The sequence below is a fragment of the Novosphingobium sp. KN65.2 genome (genome assembly GCF_001368935.1).
Lineage (GTDB): Bacteria > Pseudomonadota > Alphaproteobacteria > Sphingomonadales > Sphingomonadaceae > Novosphingobium > Novosphingobium mathurense.
In genome coordinates this window covers 12819-31122 of sequence record NZ_CCBH010000124.1, presented here as the reverse complement: position 1 = coordinate 31122, position 18304 = coordinate 12819, and the positions used below count along the sequence as shown (strand labels likewise).

Below are 18304 nucleotides of genomic sequence, written 5' to 3'. Positions count from 1 at the left end.
TCCGCGAAAAGGAAAGGTCTTTCGGGGGGCATACGGGAGCCTGGCCGATCAATCCCGCTCGCGTGGATGGGCATTGCGATAGACGTCGAGCAGGGTCGCCGCATCGACTTTCGTATAGATCTGGGTCGAGCCGAGGCTGGCATGACCCAGCAGTTCCTGCAGCGAACGCAGGTCCGCCCCGGCTCCCAGCAGGTGCGTCGCGAAACTGTGGCGCAATGCGTGCGGCGTTGCGCTCGACGGCAATCCAAGGCTGACACGGGCGCGGGCTACCGCCTTCTGTACCATGCCCTGCGACAGGGGGCCGCCCTTCGCTCCGCGGAACAGGGGATCCTTCCGGTGGTTCTCGTGCGCGACTGGCCAAGGGCACTTGGCCACATAGTCGTCCACTGCATCGCGGATGATCGGGAGCAGGGGCACGACCCTTTGCTTTCCGCCCTTTCCGGTAACTACCAGGGTGTCGGAGAGAGGAAGGGCCGAAGACGGGAGGGATAGCGCCTCTGCAATGCGCATCCCTGCTCCGTACAGCAGCAGCAGGACGGCCCGGTCGCGCGCGCCGATCCACGCTTCCCGTGCGTCTTCATCGACAGCCACGGCAAGATTGACCGCTTCGTCGGGCGTAACCGGGCGCGGAATGCCCTTCTTGATACGTGGCCCGCGCAGGCGCGGTGGCATCGCATCGGTCATGCCGGCCTTCTCGCGGGCGAAGATCAGGAAGGCCTTGAGCGCCGAAAGTTCACGCGCCGCCGAAACATTGCCGATCCCTTCTTGTCGCCGCGACGCCAACTGACGGCGCAGGGCCCCCGCATCGAGGCTGGCCAGTTGCGGCCAGTCGGTTTCGCCAAGGGTGTCGAGCAAGCGCGAAGCGGTGGCAACATAGGCGCGCACAGTGTGGGGACTGCGCCTGCGTCCCTGTGCGAGATGGGTGCCCCAGGCTTCGAGAAGGTCCGCCTTGGCCGTCACGGTTCGACGAGTTCCTCCGGTACCAGTTCGCCGAGCAAGGCATCGAGCAGAGGCATCCCGCTTTCGGCCACGCCAAGTCGCGAACCTTCGCGCCAGACGAGGCCCTGCCTTTCGTAGAAGGCCGCCTTGTCTGCATTGCACAGTGCTTCGTGGGCGAGGGCAAAGCGTGACGCCATGACGTCAAGATCGACCCCTTCGCGCAGCCGCAGGCCCATCAGCATGGCTTCGGAAGCCTGTTCCCTGAGTTCGAGCGGACGTTCCTCGCTGGTGCCATGGCCCTGTTCGGCCATCGCCGTAAGCCAGTTTTCCGGCTTGCGATGGCGCACGGTCGCCATGCCGCCACGCCGTCCGTGCGCGCCGGGGCCGACCCCGCAATAGTCGCCGTAACGCCAGTAGGTAAGGTTGTGGCGGCTTTCATCGCCGGGGCGGGCGTGGTTGCTGATCTCGTACGCGGGCAATCCAGCGCCAGCGGTCATCTCGCGGGTCAGTGCGAACATGTCGGCGCAGGCGTCCTCGTTGAGCGGCTCGAACGCGTGCTGGCGCACCATCGTGGCAAAGCGCGTACCGGGCTCGATGGTCAGCTGGTAAAGCGAGAGGTGGCCGGTGCCGAAGGACATTGCGCGCGCCAGTTCGGCCTGCCACTGCTCGACACTCTGGCCCGGCCGGGCATAGATGAGGTCGAACGACACCCTTTCGAAATGTCGTTGCGCGACGTCGAGGGCATCGAGCCCTTCGCGGGCATCGTGAAGACGGCCAAGGAAGCGCAGGGTCCTATCGTCGAGCGCCTGCAGCCCGAGCGAAACCCGGTTCACTCCGGCAGCAGCCAGCGCCGCATAGTTCGCCGCCTCGACAGAGGACGGATTGCCTTCCAGCGTGATCTCGATGCCTTGAGCGAAGCCCCAGAGGCGTTCGGCTTCTTCAAGGAGCCTTGCGACCAGTGCCGGTGGCATGAGCGAAGGCGTGCCGCCGCCGAAAAAGATCGATTCGAGCTTTTCTCCGCCCGCCAGCGCATGCTCGTGGCGCATGTCGGCGAGCAGCGCGTCCTGCCAGTGCTGGTGGTCGACGCGTTCGCGGACATGGCTGTTGAAGTCGCAATAAGGGCATTTTGCGAGGCAGAACGGCCAATGGATGTAGAGCGCGCGGGCCATCAGCCGATGTTAGCCCCCGAACTGCTCCGCGACCAGCTTGGCGAAGGCATCCGCGCGGTGGCTGATCTTGTGCTTTTCCTCCGGGTCGAGCTGGGCGAAGGTGACGTCGCGGCCGTTCGGCACGAAGACCGGGTCGTAGCCGAAGCCCATCGTTCCACGCGGCGGCCAGGAAAAAGTGCCGTTCACGCGGCCTTCGTAGACCGCGCTGTCACCGTCGGGCCAGGCAATGGCGAGGACGCAGCTGAACCAGCAGGAACGGTCGGCCTCCGGGCCTTGTTCGCACAGCAGGCCTTCGACCTTGCCCATCGCCATGTACCAGTCGCGCCCGGGCTCGCCTTCGAACCACTGACGTTCGGCCCAGTCGGCGGTATAGACGCCGGGGCGTCCGCCCAGCGCTGTCACCGAAAGTCCGCTGTCATCGGCCAGCGCCGGGAGCTGCGATGCCTGCGCCGCGGCCTGCGCTTTGATCAGCGCGTTCTCGACGAAGGTCTTTCCGGTTTCTGCCGGCTCGGGCAGGCCGAGCTGGCCCGCCGAAAGGCATTCCATGCCGAAAGGCGCCAGCAGCGCGCCGATTTCCTTCAGCTTGCCCGCATTGTGCGTGGCAATCACGAGGCGTTTGCTGTCGAGTTTCCGGGTCATGTCGCTGTCCTGTCGGCATCTTGTCTTTCCGCCATCCCCGCCCGGGGAAGGCAGGGATGGCGTTCAATCGAAACGAAGGCTTAGCGCCCGACGGCCTTGGCCTGTGCCGCGAAAATGCGTTCACAGCCGATGCGGGCCAGACGCAGGAGGCGCAGCAGGCCTTCCTCGTCATAAGTCGCGCCTTCCGCTGTCGCCTGGGCTTCGGCGATCTTGCCGCCTTCGATCAGTACGAAGTTGGCATCGGCACCGGCCGAGCTGTCCTCGATGTAGTCGAGGTCGAGAACCGGCGTGCCTTCGCAGATGCCGCAGGAAATCGCGGCAACGCGCGCTTCGATAGGGTCTTCGGCGATCTTGCCGTCAGCCATGAGCTTGTCGACGGCAAGGCGCAGGGCAACCCATGCACCCGAGATCGCGGCGGTGCGGGTGCCGCCGTCGGCCTGCAGGACGTCGCAGTCGAGCACGATCTGGCGTTCGCCCAGCTTCTTCATGTCGACGACCGAGCGCAGGCTGCGTCCGATCAGGCGCTGGATTTCCTGCGTGCGGCCCGACTGCTTGCCCTTGGCCGCTTCGCGCGAGCCGCGGGTATGGGTGGCGCGCGGGAGCATCGAGTACTCGGCTGTGACCCAGCCTTCGCCCTTGCCGCGCAGGAACGGGGGAACCCTTTCCTCGACCGAAGCGGTGACGAGCACGCGGGTATCGCCGAAGGAGATCAGCACCGAGCCTTCGGCGTGCTTGGTGAAACCGGTCTGGATGTCGATAGCGCGCATTTCGTCGGGCGCACGGCCGGAAGGTCGCATGTACTGTCCTCGTAGCTAAGATTGCAGCGGCCCTAGGCGTATTAAGCTTGAGGCTGCAAGCCCAATGCCTAAATTGCAGCGCATGACGACACCACCCATCACCGAATTGACCACGAGGGCGCGCGAGATCTTCCGCCTTGTCGTCGAAGGTTACATTGCGACCGGCAGTCCGGTGGGATCCAAGGCCCTTTCGGGCAACACCGGCGTGAACCTGTCTTCGGCCTCGATTCGCTCGGTGCTCGCCGATCTCGAATCGCTTGGATTGCTGGCCGCGCCCCATACGAGCGCTGGACGCCTGCCGACCGAAGCGGGCCTTCGGCTCTTCGTCGACGGAATCATGCAGGTGGCAGAGCCCACGGCAGAGGAGCGCGCGGTCATCGAGCGCCGCATCTCGCAACCGGGCCCCATCGAAGCGGCTCTGGAGGCGGCCAGCACCATGCTGTCCAGCCTGACGTCGAGTGCCGGGGTCGTGATGGTACCCAAGCGCGAGCCGCGGCTGCAGCACCTGCAACTCGTCCCGCTCGCGCCGGGAAGGGCGCTCGCCGTTCTGGTCGGCGACGACGGCGCGGTCGAGAATCGCATCGTCGAGCTTCCGGCATCGCTGCCCCTCGGAGCGCTCGAAGAAGCTTCCAACTATATCTCTGCCCGGTTGACCGGCCGGACGCTGGGCGAAGCGGTGCGGGTCATGCGCTCCGAGATCGCCTCGGGCCAGTCGGCGCTCGACGCGGCGAGCCGCGATCTGGTGGAACGCGGTCTTGCCGTATGGAGCGAGGACGTGATGCAGCGGCCCGTCCTGATCGTGCGGGGACAGGCGAACCTGCTGGACGAGGGCGCCCTGTCCGATCTGGAGAGGGTGCGCTCGCTGCTGGACGACCTCGAGAACAAGCAATCGGTCGCCGATCTTCTCGAGATGGCGCGAGAGGCCGAATCGACGCGCATTTTCATCGGTTCCGAAAACCGGCTGTTCGCGCTTTCGGGCTCTTCGGTGATCGCGTCGCCCTATCGCGACCGGGATGGTCGCGTTGTCGGAGTTGTGGGGGTTATCGGCCCGACGCGGTTGAATTATGCGCGAGTCGTCCCCATGGTGGACTTCACCGCCCAGAGCCTGGGCAAGCTCATCGGATAGCTGGAACCTTAGAATAATGACTGAAGACAAGACTCAGCCGTCACAGGATCAGGCTGTAGATCCCGCGGTGGCCGAAGAACTGAAGGGTGTGCCGGAACACATGGTAGACAAGGGCGCAGACAAGGACGGCGCCGACGACGAGCTGGCAAAACTGCGCGAAGAGCTCGAAGTCGCCAAGCAGGACGTGCTTTACGCCCGCGCCGAAACGCAGAACGTGCGCCGCCGTCTGGAAAAGGACATCGCCGATACCCGCAACTATGCGGCGACCGGCTTTGCCCGTGACATCCTTTCGGTGGCCGACAACCTGTCCCGCGCGCTTTCGGCGATTACGCCCGAACTGCGCGATGACGAGAAGGTAAAGACCTTCGTTGCCGGTATCGAGGCGACGAGCCGCGAGATCGAGAAGGTCTTCGGCACCCACGGGATTACCCGTGTGGCCGCCATGGGCCTGCCGCTCGATCCCAACCAGCACCAGGCCATGATCGAAGTCCCGTCCGCCGATGTGGAGCCGGGAACGGTCGTGCAGGAACTGCAGGCCGGTTACATGATCAAGGACCGACTGCTGCGTCCGGCGATGGTGGCCGTTGCCAAGAAGCCTGACTGATACCTGATTTGCCGCTCTGCCAGTGGGATAACCGGGGGCAGGGCGGCGGCAGGCCGTGGCACAAATCGGGAACCATGCGCGTTCCTCTCCGTTGATCGGATAGACCCATGCTGATTTTCGGAGACTCCCCATGCGCAAGTTCATTCTTCCCGTTATCGCTGCTGGTGCTCTTGGCCTCGGTGGTTGCGCCAGCAACTACGCCGGTGAAGGCGCGCTTGGCGGCGCGGCCCTTGGTGCCGGTGTCGGCGCCGTGACCGGGGGTGACGTCGGTACGGGCGCTGCGATCGGTGCCGCGGCTGGCGCCGCTGTCGGTTCGCAGGTCAACAAGGACAAGGGCTGCTATCGCTACGACCGCGATGGCCGTCGCTATTGGGACCGCGACTGCTGATATCAAGCGATCGGATTACGAGGAAAAAGGGGCGCGAGAGTGGATCTCGTGCCCTTTTTCTAGGTGTTAGCTCCGTCGAACGGAAGGATCCCGGAATAGGACCCGAGCGGCGGCGCTCCGGGAACGGCATGGCCGCGCCGCAGCAGGAAGACATGGCGGACGATTTCGGCCTGCTGCTCGATGCCGTAGCGCTCGAGCGTCCAGCCCGGTTTCAAGGCATAGTCGTAGCGGCACAGCGGGTGTCGCATGAGCGGCAGGTACCAGCGGCCCTTGCGCTGGGCCTGCCAGACGTGCGTCATCTCATGAATGAACAGGCCCTGCAGGGTGACGGAAGCGCACGAGAAATCTTCCAGATATAGCCCGGAGTCCGGGTGGAAATGGATGTGCCCACAAGGGGCCATTACCGTGTCGACCGGTTGCAGGGGAATCCATCGGCGGCGTCTGATCCGCACCGCCGACAAATCTATGGCATCACCGAAGACCGACCCCGCCAGCGCGACTTCACCCCAAGTCAGGCGGCGTTCGCCACCCGGCGCGCAAGGTCCGGCTTCGGCAAGGGCGATCAGTGGTGCATCTCCGCCATGGAGCCGTCATCCATCGATCCGCCCTCCATGCCGGCGTGATCCATGCCGCCACCCATCGTCTCCACCGTGAGGGGCATCGACAGTTTGTCGCCATCGGAGAAGGTCAGTGTCAGTTCAGCATTCTCGCCGGACTTGAGCGTATCGTCGATGTCGAAAGCCATGACGTGATAGCCGCCGGGCGCGAATTCGAGGATGCCGCCTGGCGCAATTTCAAGCGAGTCCACCGAGGTCATCCTGCCGCCTTCGGTCTTGTGCATCTGCACTTCGCCGGCCCCTGCGACATGGACGCCGACAAGCGTGGCGGACTGCGGGCCGTCGTTGCGGATCGTGAAGTAGACAGCCCCCGGGCGTCCCGCGACAACCGGCAGGATCATGCGGCCGTCACTGCCGGAAATGCCCGGCTTTGCGTCGGGATTGCCCGAATCTGCCGCTTCGGTCGCGTTGTCGGCGGGGGCTTCGGACTGCTGACAGGCCGCGAGCGACGCGGCGATTGCCAGCACCGAAGCAACTGCCACGGAACGAAAGATTTTCACCTCAGACATATCCTTCCTGGAAACCCTCGAAAAATTAGCGGGGGTAATGCCATTGAGGCGGTCTTGTTCCAAGAAAAACCGCTCCTATATCGCCCCCCGACGACATTGAACGTCATCGAGCCGCACAAGCCGCCTTGCCTCTAGTCAGGGAGGCGATCCGTGCGGTGTCATCCACTGACGTGAGGAATGGGGATAATGGGAAAAGTAATTGGTATCGACCTTGGCACCACCAACAGCTGTGTCGCCGTCATGGACGGTGGCAAGCCCAAGGTTATTGAAAACTCCGAAGGTGCGCGTACGACGCCTTCGATCGTCGCCTTTACCAAGGACGGCGAACGCCTGATCGGTCAGCCGGCCAAGCGCCAGGCAGTTACCAACGGCGACAACACGATTTTCGCAGTGAAGCGCCTTATCGGCCGCCGCTTCGACGATCCGGTGACCAAGAAGGACACCGAGCTGGTTCCGTACCACATTGTCAAGGGCAAGAACGGTGACGCGTGGGTCCAGGCTGGCGGCGAGGACTACAGCCCGTCGCAGATCTCGGCCTTCACCCTGCAGAAGATGAAGGAAACCGCCGAGAGCTACCTTGGCGAGACCGTCACGCAGGCCGTCATCACCGTGCCGGCATACTTCAATGACGCGCAGCGCCAGGCGACCAAGGATGCCGGCCAGATTGCGGGTCTCGAAGTGCTGCGCATCATCAACGAGCCGACCGCGGCCGCGCTCGCCTATGGCCTCGACAAGCAAGACGGCAAGACCATCGCTGTCTATGACCTTGGCGGCGGCACCTTCGACGTCTCGATCCTCGAGATCGGCGACGGCGTGTTCGAGGTGAAGTCGACCAACGGCGACACTTTCCTGGGCGGTGAAGACTTCGACACCAAGCTCGTCGAATGGCTGGCCGACAAGTTCAAGGCCAAGGAAAACATGGATCTGCGGACCGACAAGCTCGCTCTGCAGCGCCTGAAGGAAGCGGCCGAAAAGGCGAAGATCGAACTGTCGTCGGCTGCGACGACCGAGATCAACCTGCCCTTCATCACCGCGCGTATGGAAGGCGGCGCGACGACCCCGCTTCACTTGGTCGAGACGGTTACCCGTGCCGACCTCGAGAAGATGGTCGCCGACCTCATCAAGCGCACGATCGAGCCGTGCCGCAAGGCGCTGGCCGATGCCGGCATCTCGGCTTCGGAAGTCGATGACGTGGTGCTCGTGGGCGGCATGACCCGCATGCCCAAGGTTCGCGAAGTCGTGAAGGAATTCTTCGGGAAGGAACCGCACACCGGCGTGAACCCGGACGAAGTCGTCGCCATGGGCGCGGCGATCCAGGCCGGCGTCCTTCAGGGCGACGTCAAGGACGTGCTGCTGCTCGACGTGACCCCGCTTTCGCTGGGCATCGAGACGCTTGGCGGCATCATGACCAAGATGATCGACCGCAACACGACGATCCCGACCAAGAAGAGCCAGGTCTACTCGACTGCCGAGGACAACCAGCAGGCGGTCACGATCCGCGTGTTCCAGGGCGAACGCGAAATGGCGCAGGACAACAAGCTCCTCGGCCAGTTCGACCTGGTCGGCATTCCGCCGGCCCGTCGCGGCGTCCCGCAGATCGAAGTCACCTTCGACATCGACGCCAACGGCATCGTCAACGTGTCCGCCAAGGACAAGGGCACCGGCAAGGAACAGCAGATCCGCATTCAGGCTTCGGGCGGTCTGTCCGATGCCGACATCGACCAGATGGTCAAGGATGCCGAGAAGTTCGCCGAAGAGGACAAGAAGCGTCGTGAATCGGCGGAAGCCAAGAACAACGCGGACAGCCTCGTTCACGCGACCGAGCAGCAGCTTGCCGAAAACGGTGACAAGATCGACGCTGGCCTGAAGTCGGAAGTCGAGACTGCCATCGCCGAAGCCAAGACGGCTCTCGAAAGCGGCGATACTGCCGAGATCACGGCCAAGGCCCAGGCGCTTACCGAAGTCGCCATGAAGATGGGGCAGGCGATCTACGAGAAGGAGCAGTCCGCTGCTGCCTCGCCGGAAGCCGCACCTGCGGGTGACGAGGACGTGGTCGACGCCGAATTCTCGGAAGTCGACGAAAACAAGGGCTGAACGTCCTGATGAAAACCGTGGGCGTCACCGGTGCAATTCGCGCCGGTGGCGCCTGGGTTATCTACGGGGGTTAGATACGTGTCAGCTACCGAAGTAGACTATTACGAATTGCTCGAGGTCGAGCGGACTGCCGACGACAAGACCATCAAGTCGGCCTACCGTCGCCTCGCCATGCGATATCACCCGGACAAGAATCCGGGGGATGGCGAAGCCGAATCCCGCTTCAAGGCGATCAGTCAGGCATACGACTGCCTCAAGGACCCGCAGAAGCGCGCCGCCTACGACCGCTACGGTCACGCTGCGTTTCAGCAGGGCATGGGCGGTGGCGGCGGCGCCGGAATGGGCGCCGAGTTCGGCGATATCGGCGATATCTTCGAATCGATTTTCGGCAGTGCCTTTGGTGGCGGTGCCCGCCAGCAGGCGCGTCGCGGCGCCGACTTGCGCTACGACATGGAAGTCAGCCTCGAAGAGGCGTTCCACGGCAAGCAGAGTGAAATCACCATCGAGGTCTCGCAATCGTGCGAGCCTTGCGGTGGATCGGGCGCCGAACCCGGCACCGGTAAGCGGACCTGCAACATGTGCGCCGGGCATGGCAAGGTGCGCGCGCAGCAGGGCTTCTTCGTCGTTGAACGCACCTGCCCGACCTGTCACGGTCGCGGTGAGGTGATCGAGTCCCCCTGTCGCGCCTGTCGCGGCGAGGGACGCGTGGACATGCCGCAGACGCTCGAAGTGGAAATTCCCGCCGGCGTCGATTCCGGCACGAGGATCCGCCTTTCGGGCAAGGGCGAGGCCGGACCTTACGGCGCGCCTCCCGGCGATCTCTACATTTTCCTGCATGTGAAGCGCCACCGGGTGTTCGAACGCGAAGGCACGACGCTGCTCACGCAGGTGCCGATCACGTTTACCACCGCTGCGCTGGGCGGTTCGATCGAGATCCCCGGTATCGACGGGGCGAAGATCGCGCTGGATATCCCGGCGGGCATCCAGTCCGGCAAGCAGCTGCGCAAGCGCGGTGCAGGCATGCCCGTGCTGCAGGGCCGGGGGCGCGGGGATCTGGTGATCGAGATCACGGTGGAAACGCCCACCAAGCTCTCGGCACGCCAAAAGGAACTCCTGCGCGAGTTGCAGGCAACCGAGACCGGTGACGAATGCCCGCAATCGAAGGGCTTCTTCGACCGCATCAAGGACGTGTGGAGCGACCTTACCGAATGAGTAACGAAGGAACCCCGAGGCGCTTCAGTCAAGCGCCTCGACTTCCTTTCTGATCGTTCTGATCAGAGCAGGATCGGCCCGCAGCCGGTCCTGTTCTTCGTTCAGGATCGCCAGAAACGCGTCCTTCTTGAAGGCATTGAGCTCGCCTTGCGGGATCGCCTGACCCTTTTCAAGCGTTGAGGCGATCAGGTCGATCATGCGCTCGGCGCCGTGCAGGCGACCCCACAGGTAATCGTTCTCGCGATAGGCGCGGCTGAAAAAGGCGCCGAAGTTGTAGAACTCGGTTCCGCGCAGGGTATCGGCCATGCCGCCCTTGCGGATGGCATGGCAGTCTTCGGGCGATATCCGGTCGACCAGGATCGGATCGAACTCGGTCAGTCCTTCGCCGCGCAGGAGCGGGAGGGTGACCGTATCGTAGAACGGAAAGCCCAGGTAGGCGAGCAGCACGCGGCGACGCAGCGTGGGCGGCATGGCTGCAAGGACTTCGGCCAGCACTTCATCGACCTGCGCGTCTACCTCAGGCAGCGAACGCCTTGCGGCAATGTGATCGAGTGCAGCCGCCGGGTTGTCGAAGAAGTTGCGGGCAAGGGCAGGAAAGTCCTCTCCCAGATAGTGGAGCGGTTCCCGTTCTATGTAATGCGCAAGGGCCTCGTAGATCGCCGCCCGGGCATCGTCGCGATCCTGCTCCGTCACGCTGGGATCTCCTTCCCAGTCCTGCGTCACGCGCCGCGCCAGAAAGCGCAACCGGCGAATCCGGAAAGCCAGATCGTGGGTGCGGAAAAAGTCGATCATCGGTGCCGAGGTGCCTTCGCGCAGGGCCTGCATGCGATCGAGGCCACTGGCGGCCAGGTGGGTGACGAGGCGCTGGACGATCGGCTCGGTCGAGGACATCTCCTGCTCGGGGACTCCTTCGTCCACCATGCGGGCCAGCATGGCCAGGATCCCGCTGAACTTGACCTGCGCATAGCCGTGATAGGCAAAACCGGCCTGCTGGAATGCCGCCTCCTGGGCCTTGTTGCGCCAGGCCGCGAGCCGCTTGGGCGTCGGTCGGTCGAGGAACAGGGTCCGCCCGAAAAGCCTTTCGACGGTCTCTTCGATTTCTGGCCGGAGGGCCAGGACGATCTCGCGCATGGTGCGCATTTCGCGCGAATCGCGATCCAGCGTCTCCAGGTTGTCGCGGATCGGCTGCTCGCGCGGGATCGAGGAAAGCGAACCGAAGATCACCGGAAAGAAGCCCGGCACCTTCGTGTCGCGCCGCATGTTCGGTCCGATGTGGTCCGGGGTCGGGTCGATATAGACGAAGCGCCGGTCGACCTCGCGCGCGGCGGGCCTGTCGCGCAGCACCGTCATCGCATCGGCGAAAGGCGCATTGACGAGGACCGAACCGTCGATGAGCGAGACGCTGTCGATGTCCTTGCGGCTGAAATGCTCGGGCATTACGCGGCGCAGGAAGGCATCGCGATCGGGCCATTTGACCGCGGTCTCGGCGACGAGCTTGTCGATCTCGGCGATCTGTAGGGGCGGAAAGGCGCCGGGAAAGCTCGCCGTCGAGCGCGCAGCGAGAACCAGAGCGGGGATCGAGGCAAGCTCTTCGCCCTTGCCTCGCGACTTGACGTGAAAGTCGATCGTGAGGCGATGCTCGCTCTCCAGCACGAGTTCGGGCGAGTGGAGCCGCAGGGTTTCAAGGTGACCCTTGAAGTCTGTAGCCGTGACGAACAGGTCGAGCGGATGCCGCGTCGGGAGCAGGGGCTTGCCCTCGGGGGCGTCGGCCATGGCCATCATGGCCCGGTTGATAAGCCGTGAAAAGCCAATGCCGCTGAAGGGTGGTTCGAACCAGCGGGACCGGATCAGGCGCGAGAGCTTGTCGCGCACTTCGGTGCGCGTCTCGGGGGCGACCGATGCGCTCACCGCGTTGCCGGGGCGGTGGAGGAGGTAATAGACGATCGGGCTGGCCCAGAACTTGGCGGCGCGCGACCATGGCTTGGCATCGGGATCGAGCAGCACGTCGACGTCCGCGCACTCCAGCCACAGTTCGGTCAGCGGTTCTAGCGACTGGCCGGTGTGGATCGCCTGTGCGAGGAAGATGCTGTTGATTCCGCCCGCGCTCGCCCCGGCGACGATATCGGAAAGAACCCGCAATTTCAGATTGCTGCCCTGTTCGAGCCTGCGCAGCAGCCTTGCGTAAACGGCCTCGCTGCTCTCCAGAATGCCCTCGTCGGCCCAGAAGGCGCGGCTTGCCCGAAGGGCCTTCCACAGCTCCTTGGTCACGCCATGCATATAGACGGCAAGAGAGATGCCCCCATAGCAGACGAGCGTGATCCGCAGTTCTTTCTGCCGCATTCCACATACTTGGCCCGGATCAATGAGAAAGGCAATTGCGTTCTCATTCCGTTCCGGATAGGCGCAGCCTATGGCAAAGCCCAAACGTCGTTACGTATGTCAAAATTGCGGAAGCGTCGCGACCCGGTGGCAGGGGCAGTGCGCGGACTGCGGTGAATGGAACTCGCTTATCGAGGAAGCCCCGCAGACGGTCTTTTCCTCCAAGCACGATCTGTCCTCCGGCGGCCGCCCGATCCAGTTCACCCCGCTAGACCAGCCCGGCGAGATCCCGAAGCGGCAGGCCAGCGGCCTTGCCGAGTTCGATCGTGCGCTGGGTGGCGGTCTCGTTCCCGGATCGGCGATCCTCATGGGCGGCGACCCGGGTATCGGCAAGTCGACGCTGCTGCTGCAGGCATCGGCACACATCGCCAAGGCCGGGCGAGACGTCGTCTATGTCAGCGGCGAAGAGGCGTCCGGACAGGTTCGGCTGCGGGCGGAGCGGCTCGGCCTGTCGAAGTGTCCGATTCGCCTCGCCTCGGCTACTTCCGTACGGGACATCCTCACGACGCTGGGAATGGACGAGCCGCCTTCGCTGCTCGTCATCGATTCGATCCAGACGATGCATTCGGACCAGATCGAGGGGGCGCCCGGTTCGGTCAGCCAGGTACGCGGCTGCGCCTTCGAACTGATCCGCTATGCCAAGGAAAACAGCGTTACCCTCATCCTTGTCGGTCACGTGACCAAGGACGGCAACATCGCGGGGCCACGCGTGCTGGAGCACATGGTCGATGTGGTGATGAGTTTCGAGGGGGAGCGCAGCCACCAGTATCGCATCCTGCGCTCGCTCAAGAACCGCTTCGGTCCGGTCGACGAGATCGGCGTTTTCGCCATGGAAGGCGATGGGCTTGCCGAAGTCGGCAACCCCTCGATGCTGTTCCTCTCCGGGCGCGAAGAGCCGATGCCGGGTAGCGCGGTCTTCCCGGCAATGGAAGGGACGCGGCCGGTCCTGGTGGAAATACAGGCGCTTATCGTGCGCCTGCAGAGCGGGGCGACACCGCGCCGCGCAGTCGTCGGGTGGGACAATGGCCGCATGGCCATGCTGCTCGCGGTGCTCGAGGCACGTTGCGGCCTCAATTTTTCGAGCGCGGAAGTCTATCTCAATGTCGCGGGCGGCTATCGCCTTGCCGATCCGGCTGCCGACCTTGCCGTCGCTGCCGCGCTCGTCTCGGCCCTTGGCGACAAGCCGCTGCCGACCGACGCGGTGTGGTTCGGCGAAGTGTCACTCGCCGGCGAAATTCGCCCTGTCGCTCATTCATCGATCCGACAGCGCGAATCGGCGAAGCTCGGGTTCGGCAAGGCTATTGGACCTGCCGGTGGACCGCCGCCCGACAAGGGTATCCGGTTTTCCGGTCTGACAATGCTTCCCAACCTCGTTGACCGCATTCTTTCGGATGCTTAATTGCAGTTTACTATGAGTGGCTTCGATATCGTTGTCCTGCTGTTCGTGGGGGTCGGAGCCATCACCGGCTTCTTCCGCGGCTTCGTGCAGGAAATTCTCACGCTGGCGGCGTGGATATTTGCGATTTTCGCAATTCGGATGTTCCATACGCAGGTCACCGAAGTCCTCGAACCCTATATCGGAGAGGGTTCGGGCTCGGCGATCCTTGCCTTCGCACTTCTGCTGCTGGGGCCCTATGTGGCGGTCAGGCTCGTTGCCCGCTGGGCCGGCAGCAAGAGCCGCGGTTCGTTGCTGGGGCCGATCGATCGGGTTCTGGGATTCGGCTTCGGTGCGGTGAAGGGCGTCATCATCGTCGTCCTGGCCTTTTCCGTACTGGTGCTGGGGTACGATACCGTTTGGGGTGTCGCCGGTCGGCCGGAATGGATCGTTACCGCGCGATCCTATCCTTTCGTCAACGCCAGCAGCGAAGCCATGGTGAAGATGATCAACGAGCGCCGCCGGCAGCTCAACGATGATGATGCTTCGGTCGCGGCCAAGTAGCCCCTATCCCGGCAAGATCCATCGCATGTCGACCACCGTCCTTTACACCCCCGAGGTCCTTTCGCTTGCGGTTTCGCTTGCACGCTTCCCGTGGCGCGAAGATCTGTCGCTTCAGGGCGAGGCCCGCTCACGTTCATGCGGCAGTACGATTGCGCTGGGCCTTGCTGTCGATGAACAGGGCACCGTTACCGAGGTCGGCGTGCGCAGTCATGCCTGCGCCATCGGACAGGCCGCAGCGGCCATCTTTGCCGAAGCTGTCGTCGGCATGACCGGGGCCGACGTTCACCGGGCTGGAAAGGCCGTGGAAGACTGGCTGGCGGGCAAGGCGGACCTGCCGGATTGGCCGGGGCTCGATCGCATTGCAGCGGCCCGTGACTATCCTGGACGGCACGGCGCGGTCATGTTGCCGTGGAATGCTGCCATGCAGGTGCTTCCCTCTGCCTGATTGGCGGTTTAAACGCCTGTCGCGGCCCGATAACGCGGACGAGGGGGAAGTTTCAGAACAATGGCTGACGTACAGCAGCAATCGCATGCACCTGAACCGAGTGCTTCGGACATCAAACTCGTCATTGCCGCATCCTCGATGGGCACCGTGTTCGAGTGGTACGACTTCTTCATCTACGGAACGCTGGCCGGCATCATCGGCAAGACCTTCTTTCCATCCGGCAACGCGACGCTTGAAACGCTGCTGGTCTGGGCCGGTTTCGCGGTAGGCTTCGGCTTTCGTCCGCTCGGAGCGATCCTTTTCGGGTTCCTTGGGGACAAGCTGGGGCGCAAGTACACGTTCCTCGTGACCGTCACCTTGATGGGTATTGCCACGGCCGGCGTGGGCTTCATCCCATCGGCGGAAATCATCGGCCTTGCCGCACCTGCGATCATCCTGCTGCTGCGCATCATGCAGGGCCTTGCGCTCGGTGGGGAATATGGCGGTGCGGCTATCTACGTTTCGGAGCATTCACCGCCCAATCGCCGTGGCTTCTTCACCGGTTTCATCCAGGCCAGCGTCGTTGGCGGATTTGTGCTCAGCCTGATCGTGGTCCTTACCTGCAAGGGACTGATGAGCGACGAATTCTGGAACGCCTGGGGTTGGCGCGTTCCCTTCCTGCTCAGTATGATCCTGCTTGCCATCTCCTTGTGGATGCGCCTCAAGCTTTCCGAAAGCCCGGTGTTCAAGGCGATGCGCGAAGAGGGCGAGATCGCGGGTAACCCCTTTGTCGAGAGCTTCACGTATCCGGGCAACAAGAAGCGCATATTCATCGCGCTGTTCGGCATTGCGGCGGGGCTGACGGTGATCTGGTACACGGCGATGTTCTCCGCGCTCAGCTTCCTCAAGGGCGCGATGCGCATGGAAGCGACGACGGCGGAAATCATCATCGGCATTTCCGCAGGGCTCGGCATGGTCTTCTTCGTGCTGTTCGGCGCACTCTCGGACAGGGTCGGTCGCAAGAAGCCGATCGTGTGGGGGTACTTCGCCACGCTGGTGCTGATGTTCCCGCTGTTCTGGACGATCGGCGCCCATGCCAACCCGGGTCTCGCGCAGGCCAATGCAGACTCGCCGGTCGCTGTGTCTGGCCCCGACTGTCATTACAATCCCTTCGCTTCCGCGCAGGAGAGCGACTGCGGCAAGCTGTTGGAAGACCTGACCGCCGCAGGCATCACCTATCAACTCGCCGGCAGCCCCGAACTCGAACTCCGCATCGGCGGCGAGACACTGCCGCTTGCGACCTATCCGTGGGAGGACAAGGAAGCGCGCAACGCCAAGTTGAAAGGCTGGCTGACCGATGCGGGTTACGACCTTGGAGTCGTCAGGCCAAGCGTCACGGATGCCCTTGTGATCGGCGTCATGCTGCTGGTTTTCATGGCTCTGTCCGGCGCAACATACGGGCCTGTCGCCGCACTTCTGTCGGAAATGTTTCCCCCGCGCATCCGTTACAGCTCGATGTCCATTCCCTATCACATCGGAACCGGCTACTTCGGCGGCTTCCTGCCGCTGATTTCGAGCTATATGGTCGCGACCAGCGGGAATCCTTACCAGGGCCTGTGGTACACCTGGGGCATCGTTGCGATTGCCCTGGTGGTCGCAGTCTGGGGTTTGCGGGGCGGTCCCCCGCGCGATTACGGTGAAGATGCTGCCTGAATTACCCGAGCCGCCGCTGCGGCTGAATCTTGATTGGAATGCCCTGAAAGCCAATTGGCTGGCCATGGACCGCCTCTCGGGCAAGGCCCGGGCCGGGGCCGCGGTTAAGGCCGACGGCTACGGTCTGGGCGCGCGCAAGGCCGCCGCCGTGCTCCGCGATGCCGGTTGTCGCGACTTTTTCGTTGCGCACTGGGCGGAATCGGCCGAACTGCTCGATCTCGTCGATCCCGCCTCGATATCGGTCCTGCATGGACCGCAGTCGCCGGCCGATTGTGCCTATGGACAGGCGATAGGAGCCAAGCCGGTCATCAATTCGCTCTCGCAAGCGCAGCGTTGGCTCGATGCCGGCGGAGGCACTTGCGACCTCATGATCGATACCGGCATGAATCGCCTCGGCGTGCCGATGCAAGAAATCGGCAGCGAGGTCCTCGCCCGTCTCGACGTCGACGTACTGCTCTCGCATCTCGTCTCGTCCGAGGAGGATACTCCCCTCAACGCCTTGCAGTGCAGCAGATGGAAGGAGGCGCGCAAGGCCATTGCGCATAGGAACGCTAGCCTTGCGAACTCGGCCGGCATCACGCTTGGCTCTGAATTTCATGGAGATATCACGCGGCCGGGCGTTTCGCTTTACGGCGGGATTCCGCGCCCCTGTTTGGGACAGCTGATCCGTCAGGTCGTTCGCCCCGAAGCGATGATCATGCAGGTACGCCACGTCGCGGCGGGAGAAACCGTGGGCTACAATGCGACCTTCACGGCAAAGGCGCCGATGCGGCTCGGTACCGTTTCCACTGGATATGCCGATGGTTATCTGCGCTGCTGGTCCAACAAGGGCTTTTTTGAGGCAAATGGCGCAAAACTGCCGGTTCTTGGCCTCGTCAGCATGGATATGACAGTGATCGACCTGACCGATGCAAACGATATCGGTGAGGGCGACTGGGTTGCGGCCTCCTACGACCTGCCTGGTGCCGCTGCCGCATCGGGCCTGACCCAGTACGAACTGCTCACTCTCCTGGGTCGCCGGTTCCAGCGCTAAACGCTTCGCTGAGAACCTTTTGCTGCGCAGCAATTTGTGTTGCATCGCGACAAGGCGGGGTGGTAACGTAAGCCACTGTCTGGACGGGGATTGGTCATGGCTGAAGCGGCGTCGCACGACGACAACACTGTTATAATCAAAAAATATGCAAACCGGCGGCTCTATAACACGCAATCGTCGAGCTACATCACGCTTGAGCATCTGGCGAAGATGACGCGTGAAGGCGTGGACTACAAAGTGCTCGACGCAAAGAGCGGAACCGACATCACGCACACGATCCTCACGCAGATCATCATGGAGGAAGAATCCAACGGTGAGCAGATGCTCCCGGTGAATTTCCTGCGTGAGCTGATCAGCATGTACGGCAATTCGATGCAGTCGCTGATCCCGCACTATCTCGAAGCGTCGATGGAAAATTTCCGCGCCAACCAGACCAAGTTGCACAAGGCTTTCGAGGATAGCCTGGGCAACAATCCGCTCGCCAAGCTGGCTGAGCAGAACATGGCGATGTTCAAGGCTGCCGCCGCTGCCTTCATGCCCGGATCAGAGAAGGGCGAGAGCAAGCCTGCAGCTCCGGCAGAGGGAGACGACCTCTCCGCACTGCGCGATCAGATGGCAGAAATTCAGAAGAGGCTTGACGCGCTGGGCAAATAAAGGCCAGCGGGGTGCGTTCCGGCCTCGGGTGATCCCGCGGCCGGCCCCGATTCATGCGACGGATGGTC

General features: G+C 63.3%; 18 protein-coding genes. 11 read left to right on the top strand and 7 right to left on the bottom strand.

Features of this window, described 5'->3' with window-relative positions; translation table 11 throughout:
* Positions 1-48: 48 nt before the first annotated feature.
* The 4 genes from SPHV1_RS04465 to rph form a co-directional block, all read right to left on the bottom strand.
* Positions 49-960: a tyrosine recombinase XerC gene (locus SPHV1_RS04465; protein WP_054944845.1), complete on the bottom strand. Its 912-nt coding sequence runs from the start codon at positions 958-960 to the stop codon at positions 49-51.
* Positions 957-2108 (bottom strand): radical SAM family heme chaperone HemW, encoded by a 1152-nt coding sequence (hemW, locus tag SPHV1_RS04460; RefSeq protein WP_054944844.1) that lies wholly within the window; start codon positions 2106-2108, stop codon positions 957-959. Before hemW ends, SPHV1_RS04465 begins: the two co-directional genes overlap by 4 nt.
* Positions 2109-2117: 9 nt before the next feature.
* On the bottom strand, positions 2118-2747 hold the full coding sequence (gene rdgB, locus SPHV1_RS04455) for an RdgB/HAM1 family non-canonical purine NTP pyrophosphatase (protein WP_054944843.1): 630 nt from the start codon (positions 2745-2747) through the stop codon (positions 2118-2120).
* Positions 2748-2827: 80 nt separating this feature from the next.
* Positions 2828-3544 (bottom strand): ribonuclease PH, encoded by a 717-nt coding sequence (gene rph / locus SPHV1_RS04450; RefSeq protein ID WP_054944842.1) that lies wholly within the window; start codon positions 3542-3544, stop codon positions 2828-2830.
* 82 nt (positions 3545-3626) lie between these two features.
* Here rph and hrcA point away from each other — a divergent pair, with 82 nt between their 5' ends.
* The 3 genes from hrcA to SPHV1_RS04435 all read left to right on the top strand — a co-directional run bounded on the left by hrcA (position 3627) and on the right by SPHV1_RS04435 (position 5662).
* The gene (gene hrcA, locus SPHV1_RS04445; RefSeq protein ID WP_054944841.1) at positions 3627-4670 is read left to right on the top strand and encodes a heat-inducible transcriptional repressor HrcA; all 1044 of its coding nucleotides are present in this window, start codon (positions 3627-3629) and stop codon (positions 4668-4670) included.
* A gap of 16 nt (positions 4671-4686) precedes the next feature.
* On the top strand, positions 4687-5274 hold the full coding sequence (grpE, locus tag SPHV1_RS04440; RefSeq protein WP_054944840.1) for a nucleotide exchange factor GrpE: 588 nt from the start codon (positions 4687-4689) through the stop codon (positions 5272-5274).
* Between the two features lie 130 nt (positions 5275-5404).
* Entirely contained in the window at positions 5405-5662 is a 258-nt protein-coding gene (locus SPHV1_RS04435; protein ID WP_054944839.1) for a glycine zipper domain-containing protein, read from the top strand.
* 59 nt (positions 5663-5721) lie between these two features.
* Here SPHV1_RS04435 and SPHV1_RS04430 read toward each other — a convergent pair whose 3' ends face one another.
* The gene (locus tag SPHV1_RS04430; protein ID WP_369817869.1) at positions 5722-6063 is read right to left on the bottom strand and encodes a hypothetical protein; all 342 of its coding nucleotides are present in this window, start codon (positions 6061-6063) and stop codon (positions 5722-5724) included.
* A gap of 161 nt (positions 6064-6224) precedes the next feature.
* Entirely contained in the window at positions 6225-6788 is a 564-nt protein-coding gene (locus tag SPHV1_RS04425) for a copper chaperone PCu(A)C (protein WP_054944837.1), read from the bottom strand.
* A 186-nt stretch (positions 6789-6974) separates the two neighbouring features.
* Here SPHV1_RS04425 and dnaK point away from each other — a divergent pair, with 186 nt between their 5' ends.
* Positions 6975-8882 carry a molecular chaperone DnaK gene (gene dnaK / locus SPHV1_RS04420; protein ID WP_054944836.1) on the top strand — a complete coding sequence of 636 codons (1908 nt, stop codon included), beginning with the start codon at positions 6975-6977 and terminating at the stop codon, positions 8880-8882.
* Between the two features lie 78 nt (positions 8883-8960).
* A complete protein-coding gene (gene dnaJ, locus SPHV1_RS04415) occupies positions 8961-10094 on the top strand; it encodes a molecular chaperone DnaJ (protein WP_054944835.1) in 1134 nt (377 codons plus the stop codon).
* Between the two features lie 24 nt (positions 10095-10118).
* Here dnaJ and SPHV1_RS04410 read toward each other — a convergent pair whose 3' ends face one another.
* Positions 10119-12434 (bottom strand): patatin-like protein, encoded by a 2316-nt coding sequence (locus tag SPHV1_RS04410; protein ID WP_054944834.1) that lies wholly within the window; start codon positions 12432-12434, stop codon positions 10119-10121.
* 70 nt (positions 12435-12504) lie between these two features.
* On the opposite strand from SPHV1_RS04410, the gene radA reads away from it, so the two are divergent.
* The 6 genes from radA to phaR all read left to right on the top strand — a co-directional run bounded on the left by radA (position 12505) and on the right by phaR (position 18236).
* Entirely contained in the window at positions 12505-13872 is a 1368-nt protein-coding gene (gene radA / locus SPHV1_RS04405) for a DNA repair protein RadA (protein WP_054944833.1), read from the top strand.
* Positions 13873-13884: 12 nt separating this feature from the next.
* On the top strand, positions 13885-14412 hold the full coding sequence (locus SPHV1_RS04400) for a CvpA family protein (RefSeq protein WP_054944832.1): 528 nt from the start codon (positions 13885-13887) through the stop codon (positions 14410-14412).
* Between the two features lie 25 nt (positions 14413-14437).
* The gene (locus SPHV1_RS04395) at positions 14438-14857 is read left to right on the top strand and encodes an iron-sulfur cluster assembly scaffold protein (RefSeq protein ID WP_054944831.1); all 420 of its coding nucleotides are present in this window, start codon (positions 14438-14440) and stop codon (positions 14855-14857) included.
* Positions 14858-14917: 60 nt separating this feature from the next.
* The gene (locus SPHV1_RS04390; RefSeq protein WP_054944830.1) at positions 14918-16549 is read left to right on the top strand and encodes an MFS transporter; all 1632 of its coding nucleotides are present in this window, start codon (positions 14918-14920) and stop codon (positions 16547-16549) included.
* Positions 16539-17582 (top strand): alanine racemase, encoded by a 1044-nt coding sequence (locus SPHV1_RS04385; RefSeq protein ID WP_054944829.1) that lies wholly within the window; start codon positions 16539-16541, stop codon positions 17580-17582. The genes SPHV1_RS04390 and SPHV1_RS04385 overlap by 11 nt, the downstream gene beginning before the upstream one ends.
* A 96-nt stretch (positions 17583-17678) precedes the next feature.
* Positions 17679-18236, top strand: a complete 558-nt coding sequence (phaR, locus tag SPHV1_RS04380; RefSeq protein ID WP_054944828.1) for a polyhydroxyalkanoate synthesis repressor PhaR — start codon at positions 17679-17681, stop codon at positions 18234-18236.
* Positions 18237-18304: the final 68 nt, after the last annotated feature.

Excerpts from the sequence above, each read along its gene's own strand:
- SPHV1_RS04425 (WP_054944837.1), bottom strand. The coding sequence starts at position 6,788 with ATGTCTGAGGTGAAAATCTTTCGTTCCGTGGCAGTTGCTTCGGTGCTG.
- grpE (WP_054944840.1), top strand. The coding sequence starts at position 4,687 with ATGACTGAAGACAAGACTCAGCCGTCACAGGATCAGGCTGTAGATCCC.
- SPHV1_RS04390 (WP_054944830.1), top strand. The coding sequence starts at position 14,918 with ATGGCTGACGTACAGCAGCAATCGCATGCACCTGAACCGAGTGCTTCG.
- radA (WP_054944833.1), top strand. The coding sequence starts at position 12,505 with ATGGCAAAGCCCAAACGTCGTTACGTATGTCAAAATTGCGGAAGCGTC.
- rdgB (WP_054944843.1), bottom strand. The coding sequence starts at position 2,747 with ATGACCCGGAAACTCGACAGCAAACGCCTCGTGATTGCCACGCACAAT.
- dnaK (WP_054944836.1), top strand. The coding sequence starts at position 6,975 with ATGGGAAAAGTAATTGGTATCGACCTTGGCACCACCAACAGCTGTGTC.
- phaR (WP_054944828.1), top strand. The coding sequence starts at position 17,679 with ATGGCTGAAGCGGCGTCGCACGACGACAACACTGTTATAATCAAAAAA.
- SPHV1_RS04435 (WP_054944839.1), top strand. The coding sequence starts at position 5,405 with ATGCGCAAGTTCATTCTTCCCGTTATCGCTGCTGGTGCTCTTGGCCTC.
- SPHV1_RS04410 (WP_054944834.1), bottom strand. The coding sequence starts at position 12,434 with ATGCGGCAGAAAGAACTGCGGATCACGCTCGTCTGCTATGGGGGCATC.
- rph (WP_054944842.1), bottom strand. The coding sequence starts at position 3,544 with ATGCGACCTTCCGGCCGTGCGCCCGACGAAATGCGCGCTATCGACATC.
- hrcA (WP_054944841.1), top strand. The coding sequence starts at position 3,627 with ATGACGACACCACCCATCACCGAATTGACCACGAGGGCGCGCGAGATC.
- SPHV1_RS04395 (WP_054944831.1), top strand. The coding sequence starts at position 14,438 with ATGTCGACCACCGTCCTTTACACCCCCGAGGTCCTTTCGCTTGCGGTT.
- hemW (WP_054944844.1), bottom strand. The coding sequence starts at position 2,108 with ATGGCCCGCGCGCTCTACATCCATTGGCCGTTCTGCCTCGCAAAATGC.
- SPHV1_RS04400 (WP_054944832.1), top strand. The coding sequence starts at position 13,885 with ATGAGTGGCTTCGATATCGTTGTCCTGCTGTTCGTGGGGGTCGGAGCC.
- SPHV1_RS04385 (WP_054944829.1), top strand. The coding sequence starts at position 16,539 with ATGCTGCCTGAATTACCCGAGCCGCCGCTGCGGCTGAATCTTGATTGG.
- SPHV1_RS04430 (WP_369817869.1), bottom strand. The coding sequence starts at position 6,063 with ATGGCCCCTTGTGGGCACATCCATTTCCACCCGGACTCCGGGCTATAT.